Consider the following 14,993-nt stretch of genomic DNA (forward strand, 5'->3'; position numbering starts at 1 on the left):
CGGCTCTTCCTGTGACGGGCTGGATCAACGGTCTGCAGCTGCATCGGGTTCTATGTCCTTGGAGAGGGGGATCCGATGCCGTTGGTTCACGGAAGAGTTCGGACACTTACTAAGAAATTGCCGAAACCTCACTCTCGGGTGACGGGGTTCACATCCCCGAAACAGTAAAAGCTACCGCTTAGTAATCACCTGTTGTACCGTTCAGGCATGTCAGAAGCAGCTACCGCACAGGCCGCGCGCGCCGCGATCGGTGACAGCGAGTTCGACCGCGACACCGCGGTCACCCTGCGCGAACCCGGCGTCTACGACATCGACCTGTCCGCCGGATGGACCATCATCAGCGCCGTCAACGGCGGCTATCTGCTCGCCGTCCTGGGCCGCGCCCTCTCCGACGCCCTGCCGCACAGGGACCCGTTCACCGTCTCCGCCCACTATCTGACCGCGTCGCAACCCGGCCCGGCGGTGGTCCGAACGGACGTCGTACGGACCGGGCGGACCCTGTCGACCGGTCAGGCCTCGCTCTTCCAGTACGACGACGAGGGCCGCGAGGTCGAACGCATCCGCGTACTCGCCTCGTACGGCGATCTCGACGCCCTGCCCGACGACGTCCGCACCACGGCGACACCTCCCGCGATCCCGCCCATGGAGCACTGCTTCGGGCCGGAGGACGGGCCGGCGCCCGTCGACGGCAGCTCCGCCATCACCGAGCGGCTGATGCTCAAGCTCGACCCCGCGACCCTCGGCTGGGCCCTGGGGGCGCCGTCCGGGAAGGGCGAGATGCGCTCCTGGTTCGGGCTCGCCGACGGCCGCGACCCCGACCCCCTCTCGCTGCTCCTCGCGGTGGACGCGCTGCCGCCCACCGCCTTCGAACTCGGCATCTCCGGCTGGGTACCGACGGTCGAACTGACGGTCCATGTGCGCTGCCGTCCGGCGCCGGGCCCGCTGCGGGTGTCGATCACCACCCGCAACCTCGCCGGCGGCTTCCTGGAGGAGGACGCCGAGGTGTGGGACAGCGCGGACCGGCTGGTCGCGCAGTCCCGACAGCTCGCCCGGGTCCGGCTCAGCTGAGCGGTCGCCGGCCCAGGTAGGCCGCGAGCCGTCCGTAGGCGTCGGCCCCTTCGGGGGCCGGCACCGCCGAGTCGAACGGCAACTCCTCGTCGTCGCGCCGTTCGTCCGGCAGCACGCGCCGGGCGATCCCGAGCGCGAACTCGGCCAGCTCCGGATCGAGTACGAGCGGCCGTCCGAGGGACTCGGAGAGGTCCCACGTGTGGGTGACGGCCTCCATCACATAGCCGGACAGGGCGATACGTCCGGGGGCCTCGCCCCACGGCACGGTGACGAGGGCGTCCAGGCGCGCGTCGTCCGCCCAGGACTTCCGGACCTCCGTCCTGACCTCGTCGTACGCCGCGCTCCAGCGGTCGTCCTCGACGCCGTCGAGGAAGGGTCGTACGGCCATTCCGTCACCGCCCGCGCCGACCACGGCGATCCGGCGGGTACCGCCCGCGATGTGCGACAGCAGGGTCCGTACGTCGAACTCGGCGCACGGGGTGGGACCGGCGAGCTGCTCCGGGCGAACCGTCGCGACCAGAGCGGCGATCTGCTCGGTGGCGCGGGTGTAGAGGGGGCGGGGATCGATGTTCATGGCGGACCTCTGTCGGCGTAGGTGTGGTGGTGGCGCGTATCGGACAGCGCGTGTCGGCGTTGCGTTGTCGTGCCGTTGCGCCTCAGGTTCGCCGGATAACCTGACAGTTTCCGTCAGCATTTAGGACGGGTTCCACGACGGGCTTCGGACGAGCGTCCGCGGGCATCGGCGGACGTGATCCGCGGTGCGCGATCCTGGTGCGCGTGAAGTCCGACCGCCTGCTCTCGATCCTTCTGCTGCTGCAGACCCGCGGCCGCGTCCCCGCACACGAACTCGCCGACCGGCTCGAGGTGTCGGTGCGCACCATCTACCGCGACATCGAGGCCCTTTCGGCCTCCGGCGTCCCGGTGTACGCCGAGCGCGGGCGGCACGGCGGCATCGAACTGCTCGCCGGATTCCGTACGGACGTCACGGGACTGACCGCCGACGAGTCCCGCGCGCTGTTCATCCTGGCCGCGCAGGGCGCGCACGCCGCGCTCGGCCTGGACGCGGCGCTCGGTTCCGCGCTGCGCAAGGTGATGGCGGCGCTGCCGGCCCCGCACCGTCCGGCCGCCGAGGTGACCAGCCGCCGGATCCTCGTCGACGCGACGCGCTGGAAGGGCGGCCCCCAGCGGGCCGTGGACCTTGAGGTGCTCCAGGACGCGGTCTTCGCCGACCGCAGGCTGCGGCTCAGCTACCGGCACGGCGGGCACAGCGAGCCCAGCACCTACACCGTCGACCCGTACGGGCTCGTGTCCAAGGCGGGCGTCTGGTACCTCGTGGCCGACCGGCGCGGGCGGCCACAGCTGTTCCGGGCGGACCGGGTGCGCTCGGCGACGCTCCTGGACGATCCCGTGAAGCGGCGCCCGGGCGTCGAACTCGGCGACGTCTGGGAGGTGTTGCGACGCCAGGTCGAGGAGCGGCCGGGCGGTCTCGATGTCACAGTTCGGGTACGGCGTTCCCGCCTCGACATGTTCCTCAGGCTCAACGCGGCCTCCCTCACGGCGCTTCCGGAGGACGACGGCGAGAGCGAGTGGGTCCTCGCGCACCTGTCGTACGGCGTCGTCCGCGAGGCCCGCACGCTGCTGGCCTTCGTGGACACGGTGGAGGTGCTGTCGCCGCCGGAGGCGCGGGCGGAACTGGCCGGGGCGGCGGCCGCGATCGGCGCGGTGTACGGCGGGGATCGTGCCCCGCGCGGGGGAAGTTGACCCACAGGTAACCACAGGTTCGGCACAGCGCGGCCCTACGTGGATCTGGTCCTCTGTCCACCGCTCATCCCGCACTCATCCGGCCTTCATAAACCGGTCCACGTGACTTGACTGGGAGTTACCCCATGAACCGTCGTGCCCGACTCGTCCCCGCCGTCGCCCTGCTGGCGCTCTCGCCGTTGCTGGCGGCCTGCGGCTCGGGCGACTCGTCCTCCTCGAACAGCGGCAACGCGAGCCAGAACTGTCAGCGGCCCTCCGGAATGCCGAGCGGAGGTCCGTCGGGCATGCCGAGCGGCGGGCGCTCCGGGATGCCCACGGGCTCGCCCTCCGGGACACCCTCGAACATGCCTACCGGCAAGATGCCCTCCGGCGGTCCCTCGGGCATGCCGTCCGGCGGTCCGGGTGGTGGCCAGGGCGGGGGTCAGGGCGGCTGCGGCGGCGGCCCGGGAGGCGGGGGCCGGCCGAGCGGGCAGCCCAGCGGGCAGGCGGCACAGGGCTGAGCCCGTCCCGGTTCTCTCAGGGGTGGCGTACTCGAAACCCGGGTGCGTCACCTCGCCCTTCGGCGAACGGGTGCCGTCACCCCGTCCTTCAGGAACGGGCGTGTCATCCCAGCCAGTTGCGGCGGCCGATGGCGATCAGGCGCATCTGGCGGGTCGCGACACGGGCCACCCGCTCCCGCTCCTCCTCGGACGCCTCCAGCGCCTCCAGATAGAGCGAGGCCGTCATCAGCATCTGGTCGACGTACAGCCCCGCGAGCATCAGCAGGTCGTCGTCGCTCCACCCCTCCGACTCGGGGTGCTTGGCCAGCTCGACCTTCACCTCCTCGGCGAACCGCTCCAGTTGCTCCCTGATCGCCCGACGCACCCGCTGGACGCCGCCGTGCCGCTCGCGCGCGATGAAACGGACGTGCGCGGGATGGGATTCGACATGGTGGGCGATCAGGTCGACCGCGCGCTCGATGCGTCCGGCGCTGTCGCCGGCCGCGGAGACCGTGTCCCCGATCATCGGGTGCAGACTGCCGAGCGCCTCCTCGACCAGAGCCACGCCGAGGTCCTCCGTCGAGCGGAAGTGCCGGTAGAAGGCGGTCGGTGCGACTCCGACGGCGCGGGTGACCTCGCGCAGACCCAGGCTGCTCAGGCTCTGCTCCTCCAGCAGTTCCAACGCGGCGTCCAGGAGCGCCTGACGGGTCTTCTGCTTCTGGGCCTGCCGGATGCCGAGAGTGTGACTCATACCATGCAGTTAACAACTGTTCTCTGTAATTGAAAAGCCGGGCGACGCGCTAGACTCTGGAGTCAGTGAACAAGTGTTACTACAACCGTTCACTGAGTCGTCAAGTCCCCGAAACAATCGGGGTTCACTGTCGAGAGGCACCTCATGCTGTTCCTCGTCGCCGCCCTCCTGCTGCTGGGTGTCGTGATGGGCTCCATAGCCCACGCCCCGCTGCCCGTCACCCTCGTCGCCGCGGTCGTCATCGGCGTCTGGCTGGCCGTCTTCGCGGTCCGCGAGCGCAACGCCCGCCGGCGCCACACCTCCACCAACTGATCGTTGGGAGCTGACTCACGTCATGGAACTCACCGAGCGAACCCACCTCGCCGCCGCGACCAAGCCCGCCGCGACCGCGTCCAGCGCGACCGCGCCCGGCGCGCCCACCCGCGCGACCGGCACCAAGGACGCCGACGGCATGGCCGTCGCCTCCTTCATCCTCGGCCTCCTCGGCCTGCTGGTCCTGAACGTCTTCCTGGGCCCGATCGCCATCGCCCTGGCCTCCGTCGCCCTCTGGCGCGGCACCGCCCGCCGTGGCCGCGCCTTCCTCGGCCTGGGCCTCGGCATCGCCGACCTGCTGGTGCTGGTGGCGTTCATGCAGTTCGACAGCACGGTGTCCTGGAACTTCTGAGCCGCCGCCGAACGAGGCGTTCGATCCACGGCGGAACGAGGGGCGGACGGGCGGCTACCCGGACGGGGGCCGAGGCCGCGGACGGACGGCCCGTAGAATCGGGCCCATCATGGCTTACCTCGACCACGCCGCGACCACACCGATGCTCCCCGAGGCGGTAGAGGCGCTGACCGCCCAGCTGAGCGTCACGGGCAACGCCTCCTCCCTCCACGCCGCCGGCCGCCGCGCCCGGCGGACGGTCGAGGAAGCCCGGGAAACCCTGGCGGAGGCCCTCGGCGCCCGCCCCAGCGAGGTCGTCTTCACCTCCGGCGGCACCGAGGCCGACAACCTCGCCGTGAAGGGCCTGTACTGGGCCCGCCGCGACGCCGACCCGGCCCGCACCCGGGTCCTCGCGAGCCCGGTCGAACACCACGCCGTCCTCGACGCCGTCCACTGGCTCGGCGAACACGAGGGCGCCACGGTCGAGTACCTGCCCGTCGACTCCTACGGCCGCGTCCACCCGGACGTCCTGCGCGGGGCCATCGCCCGAAACCCCGACGACGTCGCCCTCGTCACCGTCATGTGGGCCAACAACGAGATCGGCACGGTGATGGCGGTCCGCGAACTGGCCGACGTCACGGCCGAGTTCGGGATCCCGCTGCACGCCGACGCGGTCCAGGCCTTCGGCCAGGTGCCCGTCGACTTCACCGCCTCCGGCCTCGCCGCGATGACCGTCTCCGGCCACAAGATCGGCGGCCCGTACGGCATCGGCGCCCTGTTGCTGGGCCGCGAGTACACACCCGTACCCGTGCTGCACGGCGGTGGCCAGGAGCGGCATGTGCGCTCCGGCACCCTCGACGTACCCGCCATCGCCTCGTTCGCGGTCGCCGGGCGGCTCGCCGCCGAGCAGCGCGAGTGGTTCGCCCGGGAGATCGGCGCCCTGCGCGACGACCTGGTCGACGCCGTACGCGCTGCCGTGCCCGACGCGATCCTCGGCGGTGACCCCGCGACCGGGGGCCGGCTGCCCGCCAACGCGCACTTCACGTTCCCGGGCTGCGAGGGCGACTCCCTGCTGCTTCTGCTGGACGCCCAGGGCATCGAGTGCTCCACGGGCTCCGCGTGCACGGCGGGCGTCGCCCAGCCCAGCCATGTCCTGCTGGCCACCGGCGCCGACCCCGACCTGGCCCGCGGCACCCTGCGCTTCTCCCTCGGCCACACCTCCACGGAGGCGGACGTCGAGGCGGTGGCCAAGGCGATCGGCCCGGCGGTGGAGCGGGCGCGGACGGCAGGCCTGACCTGACACCACCGCGCTCGCTCACCCAGGACCTGTCCGGCCTATCACGGCGGAGACGCGGGGTCAGGTCCTGGTACCGGCTGTCGTCCTAGCTGTCCGTCACCATGAGGGAGGCCATCATGCCCTCGTCCTCGTGTTGCAGCAGATGGCAGTGGAGCATGTACATATAGGTGTCGTCCGAGAAGTCGGTGAACTTCATCGCGATCTCGATGGAGCCGCCGCCGACGACCTCGAACGTGTCGTACCAGCCCAGCTGGACGCCCGTCGGATCCTCCCCGTTGATGGAGATCAGCTGGAACGGCACATCATGCAGATGGAACGAGTGTTCAAGCTGCGTGCTGTTCTTGACCGTCCACACCTCCTCGGCGCCCAGGGTGGTGCTGATCATCGCCATCGAGGACATGCTCGTCCCGGCGGAGCCGTTGATCGTCATCGTCGCGCCGCTCTGACCGAGCGTGATCGTCCGGGCGGTGAAGTCGCTGGTGTCGTAGCGGGTGATGGTGTTGAGGGTCGGCAGGGTCTCCGGAGTGTCCGAGGCGTCGGGGGTGACGGTCAGGAACTCGTACGTCCCGCTGCCGCCGCGCACCCAGCCCGTCGTCACCACGGCCTCCAACGTCACCGCGTCGCTGAGCTCCATGACGAACTCGGCCCGCGCGCCCGCCACCAGCCGGATCGACGCCACCTCGGTGGCCTCGGTCAGATAGCCCTGGTCGGTGGCGATCTGGGTGAGCGTCGCGCCGTCGCTGCGCTGGATGGTGATGATGTCGGACGGTGAGGCGTTGAGCAGCCGGAAGCGGGTGCGCTTCTTGGTGGCGGTGAAGGAGAGCGTGGTGTCGTCGACGTTCGTGCCGTTGCACAGCAGCGGGAAGCTGAGACCGTTGCCGAGGTAGCCGCTCAGGTTGTACTTGATGTCTCCCGCGCTGTCCGTGGCCAGACACTGCAGGATGATCGGGATGTCGTCGGTGCCGTAGGTGCTGGGCAGGGCCGCGGACGCGTCCGAGGCGTCCTCGACGATGATCATGCCCGCGAGGCCGTGGGTGGCCTGCTCCGCCGTGGTGCCCAGGGCGTGCGGGTGGTACCAGAGCGTCTTCGCCTCGTCCTTGACCGTGAAGGTGGGCGACCAGGTCTTCCCCGCGGCGAAGGCGTTCTGCGGGCCGCCGTCCATGCTGGGCGGGACGTGCGCGCCGTGGAAGTGGACGGTAGTGGCCTCGGTGAGGCTGTTGGTGATGTTCAGCAGGACGGTGTCGCCCGAGGTCCACTTCATGGTGGGGCCGAGGAACGACTGGTTGTAGCCCGCGGTCGTGCTGGTCACTCCGCTGAGCACCTCGCTGGTGCCGGTCTTCGCCTCCAGGGTGTACGTCGTGGTGCCGTCCGTGGTGGTCCCCTCCAGGAGGTCGGGGATGGTCAGCGTGGTGCCCGCGGCGTGCGCCTTGTTCTGCGTCGCGTTCGTCAGTAAGGCGATGGCCGTGCCGCCGGCGGTCACCGCCGCGATGCCCGCTCCGGCCATCCCGCCGAGGAACTTGCGGCGGTGCATGCCCTTGCCCGTGCCCTTGCCCGGGGTCTTGCCCGTGGTGTGAGTCATAGCGGTGGACTCTCGGCCTAAGGGCTATGTGAAGACTGGGCCGGAGTTAGGAGAACGCCGTCGTCGCTGTGAAATCCGATGACTTAAAGTCAGGATCAACTCCCCTGGAAACAGCGAGAATTGACGTGTCGCTGGTCACATCGGCAGCAGGGGACGCAAGGGACAGCCCCGTCCCGCCGGTGCCTCACAGCATCACGATTGGGTGACTGGAGCCCTGTGCGCCGCTGTCTGTGAGCGCGCATCGAAAGCGCTCTCCGGCGGCTACGCCCCGGCTGTGCGCGTCGGCTCCGCCGCCGTGCGGGCCTGCCGTACCAGCCGTATGTACCGGTCCCAGTCCCAGAACCGCCCGGGGTCGGTGTGGTCGGTACCCGGCACCTCGACGTGTCCGATGATGTGCGCACGGTCGACGGGAATGCCGTACCGCCCGCAGACGGCGGCCGTCAGCCGCGCCGAGGCCGCGTACATGGCGTCCGTGAACGACGAGGCGCGCTCCACGAAGCCCTCGTGCTCGATGCCGACGCTCCGCTCGTTGTACCCCCGGTTGCCCGCGTGGAAGGCCACGTCCAGCTCGCGGATCATCTGCGTGATGTGTCCGTCCTCGCGCACGATGTAGTGCGCGGCTGCGCCGTGTGCCGGGTCCTGGAAGACCTTCACGGCGCTTCGGTAGCTGCCCTGGGTGACGTGGATGACGACCCGGTCTATCCCGTAGTCGTCGGGCCGGTCCGCCCGCCGCCAGTTCGCCGACGAGGCGGCCACCCACTGCGCGCCCCGGAAGTCGACGGCTCCCGCCACCCGGGGCTTCTCGACGCCGGGCAGCCGCCACCACAGGTGGCCGAGCTCACCGCGTGCGAGCACCGCCGTGCCCACGGCGGCCGCGGCGCCACCGATCAGCAGCGTCCGCCGTCCGATCCGCCGGTCACGGTCCCGGCCGACGCGCCCCTCCTCGACGCCGTCCGTGCGCCCGGCACCCTCAGGGGCTTGTGGCGCTCCCGTGGTCCTGGCGGTTCCCGTGGCTCCGGTGGTTCCCGTGTTCTCCGCGTCCTCACCCATCGCGCCGCCCCCCGTGCTCCGTACCCGCCCGTCCGTCAGCGGTCCCCGTTGCGATCATCAACGGATACCCGCGGGCTTCGGTTCCCGCGGCCCCGTACTCTGGAGGGGCTATGACTGAGACCTCGCAGAGCCCCCGCCCCCTCCGCGTCCTCGCCGCCATGTCCGGCGGCGTGGACTCCGCCGTCGCCGCCGCCCGCGCGGCGGAAGCCGGTCACGACGTGACGGGCGTGCACCTCGCGCTCTCCGCCAACCCCCAATCGTTCCGCACGGGCGCGCGAGGCTGTTGCACCATCGAGGACTCGCGCGACGCCCGCCGCGCCGCGGACGTCATCGGCATCCCGTTCTACGTGTGGGACCTCGCCGAGCGCTTCCGTGAGGACGTGGTCGAGGACTTCATCGCCGAGTACGAGGCCGGGCGCACCCCCAACCCGTGCCTGCGCTGCAACGAGAAGATCAAGTTCGCCGCCCTGCTCGACAAGGCGCTCGCCCTCGGCTTCGACGCGGTCTGCACGGGCCACTACGCCCAGGTGATCGTGAACGAGGACGGCACGCGCGAGCTGCACCGGGCCTCGGACATGGCCAAGGACCAGTCGTACGTCCTCGGTGTCCTCGACGACCGCCAGCTCGCCCACGCGCTGTTCCCGTTGGGTGACACGGTGACGACGAAGGACGAGATCCGCGCGGAGGCGGAGCGCCGGGGCCTGGCCGTCGCCAAGAAGCCCGACTCGCACGACATCTGCTTCATCGCCGACGGCGACACCCAGGGCTTCCTGGCGAACCGCCTGGGCAAGGCGGAGGGCGACATCGTCGACGAGTCCGGGTCGGTCATCGGCTCCCACGAGGGCGCGTTCGGCTTCACGATCGGGCAGCGCAAGGGGCTGCGCATCGGGACCCCGGCCGCGGACGGCAAGCCGCGCTACGTCCTGGACATCTCGCCGGTGAACAACACGGTGACCGTGGGTCCGGCGGCATCCCTCGATGTCAGCGGGCTGACCGCCATCAAGCCCCGGTGGTGCGGCGCCGCCCCCACCGGCCCTGGCACCTACACCGCCCAACTCCGCGCCCACGGAGGCGAGACGGAGGTCGCGGCCGAGCTGGTCGACGGCGGACTCGAGGTCACGTTCACCGAGCCGGTCCGCGGCGTCGCTCCCGGCCAGGCGATCGTCCTGTACGACGGCACGCGCGTGGTGGGCTCCGCGACGATCGCGACGACCACCCGCGCGACGGCCAGCGTCTAGGGACTGTCGTTTGGACCAGGTCGTTTCAGGAGGCGGGGCTCGGTCGGTGCCGGTGTGCGTGCCAGACCCCGCGGCCCAGGCCTGATCCGAACGACGGGTCCTGGGGCCGATCCGGGCCCGTCGTGGACGGCGAACCCGCTGACCACCGAAGCGGCCCGGGAACACCCGGGCCGTCGGCGTGCGCCGGTGCGGTTACGCCACTTCGACTTCGTAGAAGCAGAAGTGGTCCTTGATCCGGGCGACGTCCGGCTTGGGGTCGGGGTAGGACCAGACGAGGTCGGGGGCGTCGGGCAGGGACCAGTAGGACGCGTCGCCCTTGAAGGGGCAGTGCGTGTGGGTGTCGGAGGTCGTCAGCAGGTCGAGGCGGACGTCCTCGGCCGGTAGGTAGTAGCGCACGGGACAGCCGGTCTCGCGCAGCACCAGGGGCCGGTCGCTCTCCGCCAGCACCTGGTCGCCGTGCACGACGCGTACCCGCTCCGTGCCCTGTTCGATGGTGATCGTGTGTCCATTGGCCATACCCGTACAGCGCGCGTGGGACCCGGGTTCTTCCCTCGTACCGTAGGCACATGAACATCTGCGTCTTCCTCTCCGCCGCCGACCTCGACGACCGCTACACCCGTCCCGCCCGGGAGTTCGCCGAACTCCTCGGCAAGGGCGGCCACTCGCTGGTGTGGGGCGGCTCCGATGTCGGACTGATGAAGGTGGTCGCCGACGGGGTGCAGGAGGCGGGCGGTCGGCTGCTGGGCGTCTCCGTGGACTTCCTGGCGGCCACGGCACGGGCGGGCGCCGACGAGATGGTGATCGCCCGGGACCTCGCCGAGCGCAAGGCGCTGCTCCTGGCCAAGGCCGACGCCGTCGTGATCATGGTGGGCGGTACCGGGACCCTCGACGAGGCGACCGAGATCCTGGAGCTGAAGAAGCACGGGAAGACCGAGAAGCCGGTCGTCCTGCTCAACACGGCGGGCTTCTACGACGGCCTGAAGGAGCAGTTCCGCCGTATGGAGGCCGAGGGCTTCCTGCCGTGCCCGCTCACCGACCTGGTCTTCTTCGCCGAGGAGCCGGTGGGCGCGCTGGCCTACCTGGAGGAGAGCGTGGGCACCCGGTGATGCGAGCATGGCGTCCATGGCTACACATGTGATCACCGGGGCGGGCTCCGGCATCGGCGCGGCCGTCGCCCGCCGTCTGCACGCGCGCGGGGACGACCTCGTGCTCCACGCGCGCGACGCGGGCCGCGCGAAGGAACTGGCGGCCGAGTTCCCCGGGGCCCGGACCCTGGTCGGCGACCTGGCGGACCCGGACAAGCTCTCCTGGGCGTTCTCGCACCAGTCCCTGCCCGAGCGCGTCGACTCGCTCCTGCACATCGCGGGCGTGGTCGACCTCGGCCCCGTCGGGGAGCTGACCCCCAAGTCCTGGCGTCACCAGCTCAACGTCAACCTGATCGCCCCCGCCGAACTGACCCGCCACTTCCTGCCGCAACTCCGCGTCGCCCAGGGCCACGTCGTGTTCGTGAACTCCGGCGCCGGACTCGCCGCGCACGCCGACTGGTCCGCGTACGCAGCCTCCAAGCACGGCCTGAAGGCCCTCGCGGACTCCCTGCGCCACGAGGAGCACGCGAACGGCGTCCGGGTGACCTCCGTCTACCCCGGCCGGACGGCGAGCCCCATGCAGGTGAAGGTCCACCAGCAGGAGGGCAAGGAGTACGACGCCTCGAAGTGGATCGCCCCGGAGTCCGTCGCGGCGACGATCCTGATGGCCGTCGACCTGCCGCGCGACGCGGAGGTCAACGACCTGACCGTGCGGCCGGGACGATGAGCTTCACCTGGGGCCCCGCCACCGGGGTCGGATCCATGCCCGGCGACGACGCCCGCGAGGCCGCCAAGGCCGTGACCGGGTCCTTCGAGGACTTCCCGTTCCTGCCCGAACTGCCCGCCCGGGGTCCCGGCGCGGACATGATCGGACGGACCGCCGGGATGCTGGTCGAGCTCTACGCGCGCGTGGAGCCCAGCGGCTGGCGGATCGGGGACCGGCCGGGACGCGACACCAAGCGGGCCAGGTCCTGGCTCGGCGAGGACCTCGACGCGCTGGAGGAGTTCACCCAGGGCTACGAGGGGCCGCTCAAGGTGCAGGCCGTGGGCCCCTGGACGCTGGCCGCCGCGCTGGAGCTGCGGGGCGGCGAGGCGGCGCTCTCCGACCTCGGCGCCTGCCGGGACCTCGCCGGATCGCTCGCCGAGGGGCTGCGCACGCACCTCGACGAGGTACGGCGGCGGGTGCCCGGCGCCCAGATCGTGCTGCAGCTCGACGAGCCCTCGCTCATCGCGGTGCTGCGCGGCCAGGTGAGGTCCGCCAGCGGCTACCGCACCCACCGCGCCGTCGACCGGCAACGGGTGGAGGCGACGCTGCGGGACGTCGTCGGGGTGCACACCGACGGCCCGGTCGTGGTGCACTCGTGCGCACCCGACGTACCGTTCGCGCTGCTGCGCAGGGCGGGGGCCGCCGCCATCTCGTTCGACTTCTCGTTGCTCACCGAGCGTGACGACGATGCCATCGGCGAGGCGGTGGAGGGCGGCACCCGGCTGTTCGCCGGTGTCGTGCCGGGCACGGACGGACCATTGTCAGACCCTGCCGGTAGCGTCATGGGTGTCAGGACGCTGTGGCGCAGGCTGGGGCTGCATCCGGGTCTTCTCGCGGAGGCGGTCACGGTCACCCCGACGTGCGGACTCGCGGGCGCTTCCCCGGAGTACGCGCGCCGGGCACTCGCCCACTGCGCCCGGGCGGCGAGATCCCTCGCGGACAACCCAGAGTAACGGGAGGACAACACGGTGGCCGGCGACAAGGACGCACAGCCCAATTCCCTGCCCGCCGAGGCACGGGAGCAGCACGCGCAGCTCGCTGAGCAGATCGAGGAGCACCGCTTCCGGTACTACGTGAAGGACCAGCCGGTCGTCAGCGACGCGGAGTTCGACCAGTTGCTGCGCTCGCTGGAGGCCCTGGAGGAGCGGTATCCCGAGCTGCGCACCCCCGACTCCCCGACCCAGAAGGTCGCGGGCGCGTACGCGACCGAGTTCACCTCCGTCCAGCACCGCTCGCGGATGCTCTCGCTGGACAACGCCTTCAGCGACCTGGAGCTGGCGGCCTGGGCCGAGCGCGTCGCCAAGGACGTGGGCACCTCGGACCACCACTTCCTGTGCGAGCTGAAGGTCGACGGCCTCGCGGTCAACCTGACGTACGAGCACGGCCGCCTCACCCGCGCCGCGACCCGCGGTGACGGCCGCACGGGCGAGGACATCACGCCCAATGTGCGCACGATCGCGGAGATCCCGGACCGCCTCAAGGGCGACCACGTCCCGGACCTGGTGGAGATCCGCGGCGAGGTCTACTTCCCGATGGAGAAGTTCGAGGAGCTCAACGCCCGCCTGGTGGAGGCCGGCGACAAGCCCTTCGCCAACCCGCGCAACGCGGCGGCGGGTTCACTGCGTCAGAAGGACCCCCGCGTCACCGCGAGCCGCCCGCTGCACATGGTGGTCCACGGAATCGGCGCCCTGGAGGGCTTCGAGGGACTCTCCCGTCTCTCCGAGGCGTACGCGCTGCTGCACTCCTGGGGCCTGCCGACCACGCGGTACGCGAAGGTGGTCGACGACCTCGACGGCGTACGGGAGTTCATCGCGTACTACGGCGAGAACCGGCACTCCGTGGAGCACGAGATCGACGGGGTCGTCGTCAAACTCGACGAGATCCCGCTGCAGGGCCGCCTCGGCTCCACCTCGCGCGCGCCGCGCTGGGCCATCGCCTGGAAGTACGCGCCCGAGGAGGTCAACACCAAGCTCGTCAACATCCGGGTCGGCGTCGGCCGCACGGGCCGCGTCACGCCGTACGCGCAGGTCGAGCCGGTCACGGTGGCCGGCTCGGAGGTCGAGTTCGCCACCCTGCACAACCAGGACGTGGTGAAGGCCAAGGGCGTCCTCATCGGGGACACGGTGGTGCTGCGCAAGGCCGGTGACGTCATCCCCGAGATCCTCGGCCCGGTCGTCGACCTGCGGGACGGCAGCGAGCGCGAGTTCGTGATGCCGGCCGAGTGCCCCGAGTGCGGTACGCCGCTGCGGCCGATGAAGGAGGCCGACGTCGACCTGCGCTGTCCGAACGCGCGCTCGTGCCCGGCCCAGTTGCGTGAGCGGCTCTTCTACCTCGCGGGCCGCAAGGCACTCGACATCGAGCAATTCGGGTATGTGGCGGCGGCGGCCCTCACCAAGCCGCTGGAGCCGGCCGAACCGCCGCTGGCCGACGAGGGCGACCTCTTCGACCTCACCATCGAGCGGCTGCTGCCCATCAAGGCGTACGTCCTCGACCAGGACAGCGGCCTGCCCAAGCGTGACCCGAAGACCGGCGAGGAGAAGATCGCCACGGTCTTCGCCAACCAGCAGGGCGAGCCCAAGAAGAACGCGATCGCGATGCTGGACAACATCGCGGCGGCCAAGGAGCGCCCGCTCGCCCGGATCCTGACCGGCCTGTCGATCCGTCATGTCGGGCCGGTCGCGGCGGAGGCGCTGGCGCGGGAGTTCCGCTCCATCGACCGCATCGAGCAGGCCACCGAGGAGGAGCTCGCCACCACCGAGGGAGTCGGCCCGATCATCGCCGCCTCGCTCAAGGAGTGGTTCGCGGAGGACTGGCACCGCGAGATCCTCCGCAAGTGGCGGGCGGCGGGCGTCCGTATGGAGGACGAGGGTTCCGGCGAGGACGAGGGCCCGCGGCCGCTCGAAGGACTCACCGTCGTCGTCACCGGCACGCTCGAACACCACACGCGGGACGGCGCGAAGGAGGCCCTTCAGAGCCGGGGAGCGAAGGTGACCGGTTCGGTCTCGAAGAAGACGTCTTTCGTGGTGGTGGGCGACAATCCAGGATCCAAGTACGACAAGGCGATGCAGCTGAAGGTGCCGGTTCTGAACGAGGACGGCTTCGCCGTTCTGCTCGAACAGGGACCGGAGGCCGCCGCGGAAGTCGCCCTCCCGATCGAGGAGTAGCGGTTGAAGGCCACCCGTTCGGTGCATATCAGATGCATACGGGTGGCCGGGTCGCATTCGGGCAACCGTCGTCGACCGCTGCCCGTAGAAGCCTTCTGCGGCCTACTGTTGA

16 protein-coding genes are annotated in these 14,993 nt (G+C 70.8%); 11 read left to right on the top strand and 5 right to left on the bottom strand.

Translation table 11 applies throughout. The features are described 5' to 3' along the window. Positions 1-207: 207 nt before the first annotated feature. Entirely contained in the window at positions 208-1,068 is an 861-nt protein-coding gene (locus FNV62_RS35010; protein ID WP_143628199.1) for a thioesterase family protein, read from the top strand. On the opposite strand, the gene FNV62_RS35015 is transcribed toward FNV62_RS35010, so the two are convergent. Beyond that, positions 1,061-1,642, bottom strand: a complete 582-nt coding sequence (locus FNV62_RS35015; protein ID WP_143602993.1) for a TIGR03086 family metal-binding protein — start codon at positions 1,640-1,642, stop codon at positions 1,061-1,063. The genes FNV62_RS35010 and FNV62_RS35015 overlap by 8 nt on opposite strands. A gap of 203 nt (positions 1,643-1,845) precedes the next feature. Here FNV62_RS35015 and FNV62_RS35020 point away from each other — a divergent pair, with 203 nt between their 5' ends. After that, on the top strand, positions 1,846-2,829 hold the full coding sequence (locus FNV62_RS35020) for a helix-turn-helix transcriptional regulator (protein ID WP_097289219.1): 984 nt from the start codon (positions 1,846-1,848) through the stop codon (positions 2,827-2,829). 125 nt (positions 2,830-2,954) lie between these two features. Beyond that, entirely contained in the window at positions 2,955-3,329 is a 375-nt protein-coding gene (locus FNV62_RS57190) for a hypothetical protein (protein WP_097286338.1), read from the top strand. 103 nt (positions 3,330-3,432) lie between these two features. Here the strand turns inward: FNV62_RS57190 and FNV62_RS35030 are convergent, their stop codons facing one another. Then, positions 3,433-4,059: a TetR family transcriptional regulator gene (locus FNV62_RS35030; RefSeq protein WP_054234597.1), complete on the bottom strand. Its 627-nt coding sequence runs from the start codon at positions 4,057-4,059 to the stop codon at positions 3,433-3,435. Positions 4,060-4,203: 144 nt separating this feature from the next. Here FNV62_RS35030 and FNV62_RS54725 point away from each other — a divergent pair, with 144 nt between their 5' ends. The 3 genes from FNV62_RS54725 (at position 4,204) to FNV62_RS35040 (ending at position 6,002) form a co-directional block, all read left to right on the top strand. Continuing rightward, positions 4,204-4,371, top strand: a complete 168-nt coding sequence (locus FNV62_RS54725; RefSeq protein WP_097286339.1) for a hypothetical protein — start codon at positions 4,204-4,206, stop codon at positions 4,369-4,371. Positions 4,372-4,393: 22 nt separating this feature from the next. After that, positions 4,394-4,723: a DUF4190 domain-containing protein gene (locus tag FNV62_RS55975; protein WP_225900474.1), complete on the top strand. Its 330-nt coding sequence runs from the start codon at positions 4,394-4,396 to the stop codon at positions 4,721-4,723. 109 nt (positions 4,724-4,832) lie between these two features. Further along, positions 4,833-6,002 (top strand): cysteine desulfurase family protein, encoded by a 1,170-nt coding sequence (locus tag FNV62_RS35040; RefSeq protein ID WP_054234596.1) that lies wholly within the window; start codon positions 4,833-4,835, stop codon positions 6,000-6,002. Positions 6,003-6,084: 82 nt separating this feature from the next. Here the strand turns inward: FNV62_RS35040 and FNV62_RS35045 are convergent, their stop codons facing one another. Then, a complete protein-coding gene (locus FNV62_RS35045; RefSeq protein WP_225900475.1) occupies positions 6,085-7,578 on the bottom strand; it encodes a multicopper oxidase family protein in 1,494 nt (497 codons plus the stop codon). 261 nt (positions 7,579-7,839) lie between these two features. Next, on the bottom strand, positions 7,840-8,628 hold the full coding sequence (locus FNV62_RS35050; protein ID WP_225900476.1) for an N-acetylmuramoyl-L-alanine amidase: 789 nt from the start codon (positions 8,626-8,628) through the stop codon (positions 7,840-7,842). Positions 8,629-8,738: 110 nt separating this feature from the next. On the opposite strand from FNV62_RS35050, the gene mnmA reads away from it, so the two are divergent. Further along, the gene (gene mnmA, locus FNV62_RS35055) at positions 8,739-9,866 is read left to right on the top strand and encodes a tRNA 2-thiouridine(34) synthase MnmA (protein WP_060901252.1); all 1,128 of its coding nucleotides are present in this window, start codon (positions 8,739-8,741) and stop codon (positions 9,864-9,866) included. A gap of 192 nt (positions 9,867-10,058) precedes the next feature. On the opposite strand, the gene FNV62_RS35060 is transcribed toward mnmA, so the two are convergent. Continuing rightward, positions 10,059-10,382, bottom strand: a complete 324-nt coding sequence (locus FNV62_RS35060; RefSeq protein ID WP_060901251.1) for a DUF427 domain-containing protein — start codon at positions 10,380-10,382, stop codon at positions 10,059-10,061. Positions 10,383-10,432: 50 nt separating this feature from the next. Here FNV62_RS35060 and FNV62_RS35065 point away from each other — a divergent pair, with 50 nt between their 5' ends. From FNV62_RS35065 to ligA, 4 genes are read left to right on the top strand one after another with little or no spacing between them, the layout of a single operon-like run. Beyond that, positions 10,433-10,972 carry a TIGR00730 family Rossman fold protein gene (locus FNV62_RS35065; RefSeq protein WP_095852476.1) on the top strand — a complete coding sequence of 180 codons (540 nt, stop codon included), beginning with the start codon at positions 10,433-10,435 and terminating at the stop codon, positions 10,970-10,972. A 7-nt stretch (positions 10,973-10,979) separates the two neighbouring features. Further along, positions 10,980-11,678, top strand: a complete 699-nt coding sequence (locus FNV62_RS35070) for an SDR family oxidoreductase (RefSeq protein ID WP_097286340.1) — start codon at positions 10,980-10,982, stop codon at positions 11,676-11,678. Beyond that, positions 11,675-12,670, top strand: coding sequence for a methionine synthase (locus FNV62_RS35075; RefSeq protein WP_143609286.1), 996 nt, complete (start codon positions 11,675-11,677; stop codon positions 12,668-12,670). The genes FNV62_RS35070 and FNV62_RS35075 overlap by 4 nt, the downstream gene beginning before the upstream one ends. 15 nt (positions 12,671-12,685) lie before the next feature. Then, positions 12,686-14,881: an NAD-dependent DNA ligase LigA gene (ligA, locus tag FNV62_RS35080; protein WP_060901247.1), complete on the top strand. Its 2,196-nt coding sequence runs from the start codon at positions 12,686-12,688 to the stop codon at positions 14,879-14,881. Positions 14,882-14,993 lie beyond the last annotated feature (112 nt).

Origin of the sequence: Streptomyces sp. RLB3-17 (assembly GCF_007113425.2) — a bacterium.
GTDB classification, from domain to species: Bacteria; Actinomycetota; Actinomycetes; order Streptomycetales; family Streptomycetaceae; genus Streptomyces; species Streptomyces mirabilis_D.